The following is a 14,051-nucleotide window of genomic DNA, read 5'->3' as shown; positions in this document are numbered from 1 at the left end:
TCAGCAGTTTACATTGAAAAGTGTAGCTTCGGTTCCGCTCAGCCACAGGACGGTCGTTCCATTCAGAGATGGTATTTAAAATCTTTGATTTTTACTCTGATGTGCGCTGAAATATGCGCCATCCATCAATCTAAAATCTTATGTGACTTATGTGTCAGAAGCTTTACGGTTAAAATCCAGCAGTTTACATTGCAAGTGTGGCTTCGGCTCCGCTCAGCCACCGGATCATCTTTACCTGGAATCAAAAAAAATCCCCAGCATTTTGTCTGCTGAGGATTCTGTATTTTAATTAGTCGTTTGCGTCTGTAGTTGCGGGCCTGAAGGAATCAGCTTCTTCCCTTCTTCGGTATTGCAGTACTGTTCGAAGTTTTTGATATATCTGGACGCAAGATCTCTCGCTTTTTCTTCCCAGTCCCCGGCATTGCTGTAAGTATCTCTAGGATCGAGGATGCCTTCTGAAACATTCGGCAATTCGGTAGGGACTTCCAGGTTCATCACCGGGATTCTTGTTTTCGGAGCGTTTTCGATAGAACCATCGATGATGGCATCAATAATGGCTCTGGTATCTTTCAGGGAAATCCTCTTTCCGGTACCGTTCCAACCGGTATTTACCAGATAGGCTTTTGCACCATGCTCTTTCATTTTCCCAATCAGGGTTTTGGAATACATGGTCGGATGCAGCGTAAGGAAAGCTTCTCCGAACGCAGGTGAGAAAGATGGTTCCGGCTCGGTAATTCCCCTTTCGGTTCCGGCTAATTTTGAGGTATATCCGCAAAGGAAGTGGTATTGTGCCTGATTTTCATCCAATATGGAAACCGGAGGCAGCACGCCGAAAGCGTCAGCTGAAAGATAAACGATTTTTTTTGCATGCCCTGCTTTCGAAGGCAGAACAATTTTATTGATATGATAAATCGGATACGAAACCCGTGTATTTTCGGTGATAGATCCATCGGTATAATCGGAAACGCCGTTATTTACGACAACGTTTTCAAGTAGCGCATCTCTTTTGATGGCTCTGAAGATGTCCGGTTCTTTTTCAGCAGAAAGATCAATGACTTTGGCATAGCATCCTCCTTCGTAATTGAATACGCCATTGTTGTCCCAACCGTGCTCATCATCACCGATGAGGTATCTTTTCGGATCTGCGGACAAGGTTGTTTTTCCGGTTCCTGAAAGTCCGAAGAAAAGGGCAACATCACCTTCTTCGCCTACGTTGGCAGAACAGTGCATGGAGGCCATGCCTTTTAACGGAAGGTAATAGTTCATCATGGCAAACATTCCTTTTTTCATTTCTCCGCCGTACCAGGTACCACCGATGATCTGAAGTTTTTCCGTCAGGTTGAACATCACAAAGTTTTCAGAATTCAGTTCCTGCTCCTGCCAGTTCGGGTTGGTGGTTTTAGATCCGTTGATTACCGTGAAATCCGGCTCACCAAAGTTTTCAAGTTCGTAATGCGAAGGACGGATGAACATATTCGTTACGAAATGTGCCTGCCATGCCACTTCCATAATAAAACGTACTTTTAACCGGGTATCAGCATTGGTTCCGCAGAATGAATCTACGACATAGATTTTTTTAGCATCAGAAAGCTGGTCCAGCACTAATTCTTTACAAGAGCTGAAAATTTCGGGTGTTGTAGGCAGATTTACTTTACCGTCCCAGAAAATGGTTTCTCTTGTAACATCATCCTGAACTATGTACCTGTCTTTAGGCGAACGACCAGTGAAAATTCCTGTTTTTACTGATACTGCACCAGATTCCGTAAGCTCAGCTCTCTCAAAGCCCTGGTTTTCAGGAGAAATTTCAGCCTGATACAATTCTTCGTACGACGGATTGTAAACGACTTCATAGTTTCCCTTGATCCCTAATTTTTCTAAATCCCGGATGATTTTAGCGTTTTTCATTTTACTTATATTTCTATTTCTTTTTTGGCCTCCAACAAAATTAATATTAATTAATTGTTAAAAGTGGTTTAAATATAATGATATAAGTCAGAATGACAAATAAAAAAACAAGTTTATAAATAACTGAATATTAATAAACTAGATCAGAATAGTCGAAAACTGTGGTAAAACCTTTTCCCCAAAAATAGTTCTTAAAGCCGTCAAATTTTGCACTCATGACAAAATCTCCGCCCCAAGCCCCCAAACTTTTAACAAAAACAGGGCAATCTGCAAAAAACCGGCTCTTAACTGTGGGAATTTCAAGGAAATCCGATATTTTTTGCTCATGAATTAACATTAATCCCGAAAAATTTTCCAATTCGTTACATAGCAAAATATTTCTTGTAAGATCCGAAAATTCATCGACGTGTTTTTGGGACTTATTTTTTGAACGGTAGAAAGCAATTCCTTCCCGGCTGTCCTGCTTCTGATTCAGGTGAATAAAAATCAGTTCATTTTTGAAAGAAGGATCGAAATCCACCTTTTCATATTGAATCTCAGGAACGCTTTGATAGAGAACTGCCGACTTCTCTTTAGCTACCGCAATATCATATCCGCTTCCCCCAAGGCTTATCTTATTTAAATGGAACGGGTCGATCGCTGCCCATTCTGCCAAGTTGGTCATCAGGGTAGAGCTGCTGCCGAGGCCATAGTCTGCCGGGAACTGAAGATTGGTTGTTAAATGGTAAGTCAGGTTATGTTTGAATTTAACCGGAGAAAGTGTCTGGACATTTTTTAAAGTCTTTAGAATAAATTCAGCGCTTGCAGGGATGTTGGTTTCGAGAACCTGCCAGCTTTGGTAATTGATGATCGCTTCCAGCCATGGTTTACCCTGATGAAAAGCCTGCCAGAAGATCAGGGATCGCCCGTCCTGCTTTTCTTCAAATGAAAACTCTTGTCCCAGCCGTGTAGGTACGGCTAAGACAAGAGCTCCGTCCATTGCGAAATATTCTGAAGTAAGCATCAGCTTTCCCGGTGAAAATATCCCGCTCATGATTTTTAATTAATTTAAATGGCTGAAGCCATATCTACGGAAGCATCAATTTTCTTGATCAGTCCCTGTAATGTTTTTCCCGGTCCTACTTCTACAAATTTGGTAGCCCCGTCTTTGATCATATTCTGTACCGACTGTGTCCATTTTACCGGTCCGGTAAGCTGGGCAATCAGGTTTTTCTTGATCTCATCCGGATCGGAAACCGCCGTTGTGGTGATGTTCTGATATACCGGAATCATTGCTTTTCTGAATTTGGTCTGCTCGATTGCAGCCGCCAGTCTTTCCTGTGCAGGCTGCATCAAAGGTGAATGGAAGGCCCCGTTTACCGGCAAAAGCAAGGCTCTTTTGGCACCGGCTTCTTTCAGTTTTGTACAGGCTTCTTCTACAGCGGATGTCTCCCCTGAAATCACCAGCTGTCCCGGACAGTTGTAATTAGCCGGAACTACGATCCCGCTGATCTGCGCACATATCTCCTCCACTTTAGCATCTTCCAATCCCAAAATAGCTGCCATCGAGCTCGGATTGGCATCACAAGCGGCCTGCATGGCTTTTGCCCTTTCGGAAACCAGCTTCAGCCCGTCGCTGAAAGACAGGACGCCATTGGCGACCAACGCTGAAAATTCCCCTAAAGAATGTCCCGCTACCATTTCAGCGCCTAACCCGTTTACCGCCTTTAATGCAGCTACAGAGTGTATAAAAATTGAAGGTTGGGTAACCTCGGTTTTTTTAAGGTCTTCGTCTGCCCCGCTGAACATGATCGAAAGGATATCAAACCCTAAAATTTCATTGGCCGATTCCATCAGATCCTTGATGTCTTTTCTGGAATCATACAATTCCTTTCCCATTCCTACGAACTGAGAACCCTGCCCTGGAAATACAAGTGCTTTCATTAATTTAAAATATTATGCAAATATAGATATAATGTTAAAAATATTCGTTAAAAGCGATTTAAAATCATCATTTTACGGTAGTAACCTGATGACCCGGTAACCGGTGTTTACGTAAGCCCCGTTTGCTTTTGCTTTTACAAACTCGAACTTTGTCGCCAGCTGGGTCTGCACCTTGTTCATCTGTCTGAAGATTTCGCCTTTCCTGTTTTCGCGGGTCAGCATATCATTTACGATATCGAAACCTACGATGGCGAATTTAGGAGGCGTCTTGCAGAACTTATTTTTATAGGCGGCAAGAATTTCTTTCTCGAAGCTGCCTTCGGTATTGATTTTCCTGTCCATCAGATAAACCAGACCGGCCTGGCTGAGATCATCCACCTTTTTCTCAAAAACCGGCGCGTAATACATGCTGAAAGCTTTTACCCCCTGCACTTCTTTGGATAAAACAATGGCACGGTTGGCGAATGCTTCAGCAACAGAATCCGTATCGTTGGCCAGGATCGCGATAACCGGAGCCGACTGGCCTGTCATCATGTTCTTGTCCAACTGGATATCTGCAGGAGTATTGACAATGGTGATATTCGGTGTTTTCAACGTTTTTTCAAGACCTGCCTTGATGTAGTTGGCATTTTCCTTTTTAGCGTCGGCAACAATATATATTTTCTGATCGGAGAAGGTTGATTTTACTTCATCCACGATTTTATCGGCATAGGTCTGATCATTGGTTTCCACAATAATCAGGTTGCTGTAGTTATATAATTCCGGAGAATTGGCAAACGGAGCGACAATCGGGATTTTCTGGTTTTTTGTAAACTCCAGGACATCCACCACATTCGATTTGAAGAACGGGCCGATAATCAGATCCGTATTGTTAGGATTGATCTGGGTAAGCGAACTCCTGAACGATGCTTCATTTCCCGAATCGACGATCTTGATATCCAGTTTCTGCCCGTTGGCGGCATTCCTTTCAATGGCAAGCTTTGCACCCGTAAGGAAATCCAGTGCCATGGTCCGGTATTGGGTTTCGCCTGTGCTGTACCCGAAAGGCAGCATCATGACTACACTCAGGGCATCACCGCTTTTCTTTACATAAGCCGGATCCAGCTTTTTTATTTTCAAAACCATGCCGGATTTCAATCCTCTGGAAAGTTCCGGATTCAGGGCAATCAGTTCATCAATGGTAATTCCGAATTTATTAACGATGGAAAAAACAGTATCTCCCTGCTGAACAGTGTAAGTTACATAATCATCCGCTTCAGCAGTCGCTGCTGCAGATGACGATCTTTCGTTTCCGGCATCGACTTTTGTTTTTGAACCTGTATTTTCCCCAAAGACATCGGCACCGGTACTTTTATTTTCTTGCTTTTTAACTTTGATGGATTCACCGGGTTTTAATCCGCGATCTTCCAATCCGGGATTTAATGCAAACAATTCTTCTTTGGAAATACTGAACTGTTTTGAAATCCTGTAGTAATTGTCTTTTGGCTGAACGGTATATTCGCCTTCGGACGCTGTAGCAGCTGAGGTTTCAGCAACAGTTTCCACAGGCTTTGCAGGTGCTGAAACTGCTACAGCCGTATTTTGCTGGTTTCCGCCGTATTTTTTTATGCTTTCAAGAGGAAGGATTACTTCATCTCCGATTTTCATGTTGGAATCCAGCTCCGGATTTAATTTTCGAAGATCGGTTTCCGAAATCCGGTATTGTTTTGTAATTCCGTAGATGGTCTGTTTCGGCTGAAGAATGATTTTACCGGTCTGAACATTGCCCACCGGCTTTGCAGGAGCTGTTTTTGTAACGGCCGCAGCGGTTTTATCATTCTTAACGGTAAGGACTTCTCCCAAAGCCAGCTTGCCGTCCTTCACTGCCGGATTCATCTTCAATAGTTCATCTACCGTAAGTCCGTATTTTTTTGCAATGTTGTAAGGGGTATCGCCTTTTACAACGGTATGCGATCTTTGGGCAGAGACACCCAAAACCATACATAAACTGGATAGTATAAAAAACCTCTTTATCATATTCGGTGATTATAGGTACAAAAATACTTCTTTAAAATTAAATGGCAACTATTATTAGTTTGGACTCCTCAATTTGCATTTCTTCTAAACAAGTTTCCAGCCACGAATAGCCATGATCTGCGAAGAAAACACTAAAGTTATATACCCTTTCCTGCCAGTTTCCGGAAGGATTGACTTCTAAAAATAAATTCTCCAGTCTTTCGAGCAGTTCGCTTTTCTTTATTTTTTCGGCATGGAGCAGCCGCTTTTTCATTCTTTTAAAAGATTTCAGCTGACGTACTTCTTCCGCTTTCACCATGTTGCCGAAAGATTTTTCGGTAGTTTCCGCCATACACTTCAACTCCGAAAACTGGGTCATCAACAGATTTTCCTTTTGTTCCAGTGTTTCAAGAATAATACTGTCTTCCAATATTTTAGCATTGGTCACAGCAGTAAAATTCCGGAAAAAGTCTTCGATTTTCAGGTCCAGCTTTTCAATCTTTCCTACGGTTTTCTCTTTTAAAAAGAGCATGGAGTTCCGGGGAATCAGCACGGGAAACGGAAGATTAATTTTCGAAAAGTAATCTTTCAGTTCCAGCCAGTACATGATTTCGGCATTTCCCCCGATGTATGCCAGATTTGGCAAAACCGTTTCCTGGTATACCGGCCGCATCAATGCATTGGGACTGAATCTTTCAGGGTGATTGTCCAGTTCGTTTAAAATTTCTTCTTCCGTAAAAGAAATGCCTTTATCTACAATGACGTATTTCGCACCATCGAAATCAATCCGGTCCCGGGTATCGGAAAGGTAGAATAAATTAATTTCACGCGGGTTGACCTGAACTTTCCCGTATTTCTGCGTCAGAAAATTCACCTTGTCTTCAGTATTTTTAGATAAACTGAAATTCAGAAGCTCATCTTTAAAGGTTTCTTTGATCTGTGTTTTGAGCTCTTTTGAGTCCCCATCCAGAATCAGCAGTCCGAATTCCGAGAATAACCGGTTGACTAAGACCCTGATGGCTTCCGTTAAGGTATTTCCGGGTTTATAGGCTTCTTTCAGCATTAGAATCAGCTCTGTTCCGAAAACATAGTCTTTGAATTCCTTTTCAAATTCAGAAGTGAAAAAAGTATCGTTGATCGTAATTCTTCCCACTGCCCCGCCGGATTTTTCGTTGATCTCATAAAAACCGGATTCCGTCTTAAAATGGTTGATTTCCGCAAAATCATGATCTTCGGAAGCCATCCAATAGACCGGAACAAAATTAAAATCCGGAAAGTTCTGTTTCAGGTAAGAACAGGTTTTTATGGTCTGCAGGATCTTGTACACAAAGAAAGCAGGCCCGGAAAAAAGATTGAGCTGATGCCCGGTGGTAATCGTGAATGTATCTGAAAATCTGAGATTGCTTACATTTTCTTTCTGTTTCGAGGAAAGTGGCAGAAGCGTAAGCTGTTTTTCCAGGGCATCCGCTAAAATACGTCTTTGCTGTTCCGTGAAAGAATCCTGCTTCTTATGAATCTGTTTTCTGAAATGGTCCAGAGAAAAGGTATGTTCTTCAAAACCTTCAATCTTATGATTCAGAAAATCCTTTACCAATTGAGGAATGCTTGCTATATCCTGGAAAGATATTTTATTAATCGTTTTCAACGCTGTAAAATTTTAGTTGAACAAATACCATACAATCCCAAGGTTCAGCCTGAAGTCGTAAATAGGGTAACTTGGAAATGCATAGGCTTTGTTGTGTGAAAGGAAAGTACCGATCTGCTGCCCTTCGATAAAAAAGAACATTTTTTTCACTTTCATATTGAAGTAAATATCGGCAATCGGCTGTCCCCCGATTGAAAATGAACCGGCACCCGGCAGGATATATTCGTTCAGGATCGGGAAATAGGTTCTTGAGGCAAACTTCGAGAAATAATAGATTTTGATCCCCGTCTGAATTTCAGCTGCTTTTTTGAAAGCTTTGGTCTGATAGAAGAAATTGGCACGGCCGATGAATCCCGGCAGCGGCAAAAGGTCTTTATTGGTTAAAACATTCTGGAACTGCAGTCTTGTATTGAGATGGAAATCGCCATAGCTGAAGGTAGCATCACCGCCGATCTGGGAAATATTCACCGGGCTTCCGCTTTGCTGCGGTATCGCATTGGAGTCGAAATAGGTATAATTGTCGATCCTGTAATAGTTGGCAAACAGTTCCGTTCTGAACCACTTCAGTCCCAGGCTTCCTCCGATTTCAGAAACCGTCTGGTTCCGGGCATTCTGAAGATAGTAGTTGTAGTTATTGTAGATGGAAGTGTTCAGGATGTAATTGAAGGACGGGTAAGCACTCTGAAAATTCACCTTGGCATTAACAAAATAATCCTTTACCGGTTCGAACTTCAGGTTGTTGGTTGTTTTCAGATAGGTACCGAACTGGTTTCCGTTTGAAAATTCGAGGAATGAATTCAGCTGAATTTTATCGAAAAGCCTGACCTGAAGGTTTCCGACCGCTCCGAGCCGGCTTTCCTTGATTTCAGACGGAATTTGCAGTAAAGGCAGATTGATGGCATTGGTCCCGAATTTCAGCATCTGATACCGTACACCTGCGTCAAGCTTAAATTTTTCATTGTCCCAGACAAGGCTTACCGTATTGCTCAGATTATCCGAATATTTTTTCGAGCTCAGTGGCGCATCGGCCACCAACTGCTGCGGAACGTCGTACCAATAAGCTTCCGGTGCATTCTGGCTGTAATAATACTTATTTCCCTGATGCGATATCGTATGACGTATTTTAAAAGGGATTTTTTCCGAATTAAAAGGTGCAAACTGATGCGTCAGGTAATATCTCCGGTACGAGTATTGGGAACTTGACGAAGCCAGGTTCACCTGCATGTTCTGACGGTTCCTGGAGTTGCTGTCGCCCTGCTGGAAGAGGCTGTCTACGGCAATCCCTCCATTTTCCTGGTTGTTGACGTTCTGGTGCAGGTAATGCGCAAACAATTCATAATTGCCCTTTTTTGAAACGTAATGCCCTGTGAATAAGGTATTGTTGTTGGAAGCGAGCGAGTTCCTGTACATTCCCTGGGAACGCAGCCCGCTGTACTCCAATGAAAAATTGAATCTCTTCCCGATGTTCTGGGTGTACATCGATTTTAAAGCCGCTCCGTTTTTCATCGCATTGTGGTAAATGAAAGTGGCAGTCGGCGTTTTGACGTCGTAATAATTAATATCAGCTGCCCCAAGGATCCAGTACGATTTGTTGGTCGGCAGCAAAGCCAGGTTCTGCTCCGGAATCACTTCATACGTCAGCGGATTGAATCCCGCCCCAATGTTGGCGACCTGTGCCCTTCCGAAATTGTCCCGGTTATTATACTGAGAGAAAATGTAGGTTTTATCAGAAGTCATCACCGTATCAAAGACCTTTTTCTCAGAAAACTGTTTCTGGTACAGATAATCGTTGATGGTCGGCTTAAATATTTTCAGGGAGTCTTTCTTTCCCGAATCCACCACCAAAGTATCCTCTTTCGGAAGCTGGTTGGAATCGGTTTTATTGACCACCTGCGCCTGAATGGTTAGGCTGAGGAAAAATATAATGGAAAGGATGTATTTCATTTGGATGTCATTATACAAAATCCTTTAAAATTTGCGTCTCAGATTTTGTAGAGCAAAAATAAGAAATAATAAGCAATAAAAAACCCCGCATTTTGATGCGGGGTGGGTATAAAAAATATTCAATTTAAAATTGTTTGTTAGTAGCCATCGTTTTGTGGTAGTCCTGGATCCTTATTAATTGAAGATTGAGGAATTGGCCATTGCCATTTAAAGCTATTTGCTGGAATAATCTGAGTAGAAGCAGGCACTCCCGTTCCATCAAAGCTAGGTCCTTCTCCAGATCTTTGAAGTCCTAAACCCAATCTTTTTAATGTATAAAAACGATCCATCTCAAATGCAAGTTCCAATCTTCTTTGAAGTAAAATTTCATTTAAAAGTGACTGACCTGATAAATTGACTGGTACATATCCTGTATAACGTTGTGCTTTTAAATTATTAAGCAGTGTATTCGCAGTTGACTCATTTCCCGCTCTATAAGCTGACTCAGCAACATTCAAATACACTTCAGCTGTTCTTAAGTACTTTACTTCTACAACATTTAAAGGCATAGCAGTATCTGAAGTATTATATGCCCATTTGATAACCGTATTAGCAGTTAAGGTACTTGCGCCTTTAACGTAAGTATATCTTCTCATGTAAGCACTTTTTCTAATATCATTATCTGTAAATAAATTATAGAAACTTTTAGGCACAACATACTCTGCAATTATTTGTCCAGTTCCATCTGGTTTAGCTCCTTGCTGATAAACGGCTCCTGTGCTAACACTTTCTGTTTTTGAATTCAGTATTTTAAATAGTACACCATCTGTTTCATTAGAAGACCATATAGAAGGAAACTTTTGCAATGTTCCTACACTTGAAGACAATGCGATGGATTGCTGTCCATAATTTACCGAGTTCTGGTAGTCTCCTTTATAAAGATAAACTCGAGACAACATTCCCAGGATAGCTGGTTTAGTTAACCTTCCTTTATCTGTTGAAGATGTGCTAATGTTATTTGCCGCAAAAATTAAATCATCTATAATTTTATCATAAACCTGTGAAACAGATAATTTACGTCCTTCAGAGACACCTGCAGGATTAAATTCTGTCACATAATCAATACCTCTAGAAGAATTAGCATCAGAACTCTGAGTCGGTATTTTACAATAAGCTCGAACCAAATCAAAATGAATTATGGCTCTTATCCCTCTTGCTTGTGCTGCAATATCATTCTTCTGAGCTCCATCAGGTAACTTATCTATATATTTTAGTGGTAAATTGGCATAACTAATTGCTTTATATCCAACTATAAATAAATTTGTAACTGAACCTAAGTTTCCAGCAAAATTCCAATTGTAAGCCAAGAAATTAGTAGATCTTCCAAGAGGACTAATAACTAGATTATCTGATACTTCATCCGGAATCGCTAATTGGCTTGTATCACCAGAAAAATAGCCATTATCCTTCATAGCATCATAAGCAGCGTTTATTCCCGTCTGGAATCCGTTAATATCTTTAAATGCATCTTCTAACGCAACTTTTTGCGGAGAATATTGATCCAAATCTCTCTCACAAGAGTTTAAGATTACAATAGCAGCCAGGCCAGTAATTATATATTTTATCTTTTTCATTACTATTATATTTTAAAATTTTAAGTCAAAACCAATTGAGAATGTTTTTACTATTGGATATGTATATGCGTAATATGAACTAGGTACATAATTAGCCGTATTTTCACTTAATCCTACAGCTGCTTCTGGATCTCCTTTAAATTTAGTCCAAATATATAAATTTTGACCTTGAACATATACCCTGAATGAATTTATTAGTGAATTATCTCCAAAGAATGTTTTATCAAAAGTATATCCTACACTTAAACTTCTAAATCTGATGTAATCTGTCTTTTGTAAAAATTGATCAGTACTATATAGGCCTGCGTCAGTTGGTTTTGGAAGAACATTAGTATCACCTGGATTTTTCCAAAAGTTTACAGCATCTGTACTTTTATTGGTATTATATTGAGCAGGATCTAACCTATCAAGTTCTGCATAATTAAGTGCCCATCCTCCATATTTATAAGAAAATTCAGCACTTACATCAAATTTTTTATATGAAAACGATGTTCCGAATCCTCCAAATACTTTTGGAAAAGGTGATTTATCTGTAATATTAGTTGCATCTGAAGAATTATAAACATTTGTTGCTTTACCTCCTTCAAGATTATAAAATGTTTCACCAGCATTGGCCGTGGCTCGATTAGTATAATATAAGGCTTCCCCATTATCTGGATTTACTCCAGCATATCTAACCATTTTAAAGATATAAGGCATTTCACCAACTTTCAATACACTGTCTCCATAAGCACCCGTAATTCTTTCTTGTTCGTTATCTTTTAATGATAAAAGTTTGTTTTTAACATTCGTAATATTTCCATGCAAATTCCAGTTAAAATTATTGTTTTTTACAATGTCATACGAAAGTTCTGCTTCTAATCCTTTGTTTTCAAGATCGCCAACGTTTTTATAAAAAGTATATCCTCCATACACATCGGAGCCGGTAACACTTTGTAGAAAGTCATTCCTTTTTGTAATAAAATATTCAAATGATCCTCGTAATCGATTACCATATACGAAATCAAATCCGTAATTCTGCATCTTTGCTACCTCCCATTTCAAATCAGGGCTACCAGCTACAGTAACAAAAGTTGTTGGTGCTGCGCCGTATAATCCAAATGAACCGTAATCTAAGTTAACATAATCAGGAATCGGAGCATCATTTCCTACAGTACCATAAGAAGCTCTTAATTTAAACGTACTTAATTTCGTATTTGCTAGGAAATTTTCTTTTGCAATATTCCAACCTCCACTTACACTCCAGAAAGTACCATTTTTATTATTTTCTCCAAACCTAGAACTCCCATCTCTTCTTAAAGAAGCACTTACAAAATATTTCTTATCGTAATTGTAATCCAATAGTCCGGCAAACGAATTTAATGTATAAACAGTTCTTGATCCACTAGATGTTAAAGGCGTAGCATAATTAGAAAGTTGATAAGGGTCTAATAAACTATTATTAATTCCTGATTTAGCGGAAGACATTGCATTTGATCGACCATTGTAAAATTCATGGAAAACAGTAGCACTAACATTATGGGAGCCAAAGCTTTTATCAAAATCCAATCTATTATTGATGGTATAATTAAATAAATCATTATTACCCTGTGACAGCCATCCTGTTGGATATCCTAAAATGGTACTTAATGTTGATCCCGAAAATATTGATGACCAACCTTTTAATTGAGCATATGTTCCTAATGCTGTAGATCTGAATTTCAGATAATCAGTTATTTTATATTCGCCAAAAATACTTCCGTTTAATCTTAAGTTTTTATTAAAATTCGGATTAGTCTTTACAGCTTCTAAGAATGGGAAACCTGCTCCAGTAGAATTATAGGATCCATCAGGATTAAAGATAGGATCGTATGGATTAGCACCATACATAAATCTAAAAGGGTTCTGCGCATTATACAGATCCCTTTGATTTTCAACAATTTGATATTGAAGAGATGTATTAACTCCAATTCTAAATTTATCAGAAACCTGGCTTTCAAAATTAAATCTTGCCGTATATCTCTTTAGTCCATCTAAATTACGTATAATACCTGAATTATGATCATAACCTAGAGAATAATAATAAGTATCTTTTTTATTACCTCCACTTGCGCTAAATAAGTATGACTCTTCGGAAGAATTCTGTAAAACATCTTTCTGCCAATCATGGTTTTGTGCTGATAGTAATGCGATTTCTTCTTGGCTCCTAGTAGCAATACCAACTCCATCTGCTACCGAATTTTCCCAATTCAACTTTTGATTAGCATCCATCATCTGAAAATTCAGCTCTTTATCTGAAACTTTCCTAGAGAACCCAAATCTTGTTTGAAACATATAAGTTGGCTTACCACTTATCCCTTTTTTAGTTGTAACAACAATTACACCTGAAGCTGCTCGTGATCCATACTGTGCAGTAGATGCCGCATCTTTTAAAATTGTAACAGATTCTACATCACTAGGATTTAATGCATTATACTGAGCTATAGAAGTATACATACCATCAATAACCACCAATGGATCAGAATTAGATAATCCAGAAATTCCGCGAATTTGAATAGCTCCACCATCTCCAGGCTTTCCGCTATTAGCTTGTACAAATACTCCTGGAGCCTTACCCTGGAGCATATTTGTCATAGATAAAGTTGATTGCTGCTCAGAAAACTCTTTTGAAGAGATAACAGATTGGGCCTGAATAATTTCATCTGCTTTTTTAGTACGATATCCTGTTACAACAACTTCTTCAATTTGTTTTTCTTTGGCAAGAGTATCCTGTTTTGTTCCTGTCTGTGCGAAAGCTGCCTGACCCAAAAAAAACATAACTCCAGCACTCAATACACGTAATTTCACATTCATATTAACAAATTTTAATATTTTTTAGGAAACAAATATGTTAATAATTATTAACACTACCAAACTTTTTTTTATCTGGGTTCTTTAGAAAATAATTTAAACAGCCTGCTATTATACTCAATCAATAATATTATAAAATTAACTTCGCCATATTTAAAATATAGTTGATAAAATTAAATTCTGATAACAGCTTTAAC

The 14,051-nt window shown here is 39.4% G+C and carries 8 protein-coding genes; all 8 read right to left on the bottom strand.

Features of this window, described 5'->3' with window-relative positions; translation table 11 throughout:
- Positions 1–285: 285 nt before the first annotated feature.
- The 8 genes from pckA to CHA01nite_RS03585 all read right to left on the bottom strand — a co-directional run bounded on the left by pckA (position 286) and on the right by CHA01nite_RS03585 (position 13,857).
- Positions 286–1,905: a phosphoenolpyruvate carboxykinase (ATP) gene (pckA, locus tag CHA01nite_RS03620; RefSeq protein WP_146939866.1), complete on the bottom strand. Its 1,620-nt coding sequence runs from the start codon at positions 1,903–1,905 to the stop codon at positions 286–288.
- 130 nt (positions 1,906–2,035) lie between these two features.
- Entirely contained in the window at positions 2,036–2,938 is a 903-nt protein-coding gene (locus CHA01nite_RS03615) for a GYDIA family GHMP kinase (protein ID WP_146939865.1), read from the bottom strand.
- A 14-nt stretch (positions 2,939–2,952) separates the two neighbouring features.
- Positions 2,953–3,828 (bottom strand): ACP S-malonyltransferase, encoded by an 876-nt coding sequence (gene fabD, locus CHA01nite_RS03610; RefSeq protein WP_146939864.1) that lies wholly within the window; start codon positions 3,826–3,828, stop codon positions 2,953–2,955.
- 72 nt (positions 3,829–3,900) lie between these two features.
- Positions 3,901–5,808 carry a LysM peptidoglycan-binding domain-containing protein gene (locus CHA01nite_RS03605; protein WP_228458329.1) on the bottom strand — a complete coding sequence of 636 codons (1,908 nt, stop codon included), beginning with the start codon at positions 5,806–5,808 and terminating at the stop codon, positions 3,901–3,903.
- Positions 5,809–5,881: 73 nt separating this feature from the next.
- Positions 5,882–7,468 carry a bacillithiol biosynthesis cysteine-adding enzyme BshC gene (bshC, locus tag CHA01nite_RS03600; protein WP_146939862.1) on the bottom strand — a complete coding sequence of 529 codons (1,587 nt, stop codon included), beginning with the start codon at positions 7,466–7,468 and terminating at the stop codon, positions 5,882–5,884.
- Between the two features lie 12 nt (positions 7,469–7,480).
- Complete coding sequence (locus tag CHA01nite_RS03595) at positions 7,481–9,412, bottom strand: putative porin (RefSeq protein ID WP_146939861.1); 1,932 nt, start codon at positions 9,410–9,412, stop codon at positions 7,481–7,483.
- Between the two features lie 137 nt (positions 9,413–9,549).
- Positions 9,550–11,025: a RagB/SusD family nutrient uptake outer membrane protein gene (locus CHA01nite_RS03590; protein WP_146939860.1), complete on the bottom strand. Its 1,476-nt coding sequence runs from the start codon at positions 11,023–11,025 to the stop codon at positions 9,550–9,552.
- Between the two features lie 12 nt (positions 11,026–11,037).
- Positions 11,038–13,857 carry a SusC/RagA family TonB-linked outer membrane protein gene (locus tag CHA01nite_RS03585; RefSeq protein ID WP_146939859.1) on the bottom strand — a complete coding sequence of 940 codons (2,820 nt, stop codon included), beginning with the start codon at positions 13,855–13,857 and terminating at the stop codon, positions 11,038–11,040.
- Positions 13,858–14,051 lie beyond the last annotated feature (194 nt).

Source organism: Chryseobacterium hagamense (assembly GCF_007991455.1).
Classification (GTDB): domain Bacteria; phylum Bacteroidota; class Bacteroidia; order Flavobacteriales; family Weeksellaceae; genus Chryseobacterium; species Chryseobacterium hagamense.
This window is presented reverse-complemented; position numbering and strand designations above follow the sequence as displayed.

What these genes read in the sequence shown, in the direction of transcription:
- CHA01nite_RS03615 (WP_146939865.1), bottom strand. Translation starts at nt 2,938, where the DNA reads ATGAGCGGGATATTTTCACCGGGAAAGCTGATGCTTACTTCAGAATAT.
- fabD (WP_146939864.1), bottom strand. Translation starts at nt 3,828, where the DNA reads ATGAAAGCACTTGTATTTCCAGGGCAGGGTTCTCAGTTCGTAGGAATG.
- pckA (WP_146939866.1), bottom strand. Translation starts at nt 1,905, where the DNA reads ATGAAAAACGCTAAAATCATCCGGGATTTAGAAAAATTAGGGATCAAG.
- CHA01nite_RS03605 (WP_228458329.1), bottom strand. Translation starts at nt 5,808, where the DNA reads ATGGTTTTGGGTGTCTCTGCCCAAAGATCGCATACCGTTGTAAAAGGC.
- CHA01nite_RS03590 (WP_146939860.1), bottom strand. Translation starts at nt 11,025, where the DNA reads ATGAAAAAGATAAAATATATAATTACTGGCCTGGCTGCTATTGTAATC.
- CHA01nite_RS03595 (WP_146939861.1), bottom strand. Translation starts at nt 9,412, where the DNA reads ATGAAATACATCCTTTCCATTATATTTTTCCTCAGCCTAACCATTCAG.
- CHA01nite_RS03585 (WP_146939859.1), bottom strand. Translation starts at nt 13,857, where the DNA reads ATGAATGTGAAATTACGTGTATTGAGTGCTGGAGTTATGTTTTTTTTG.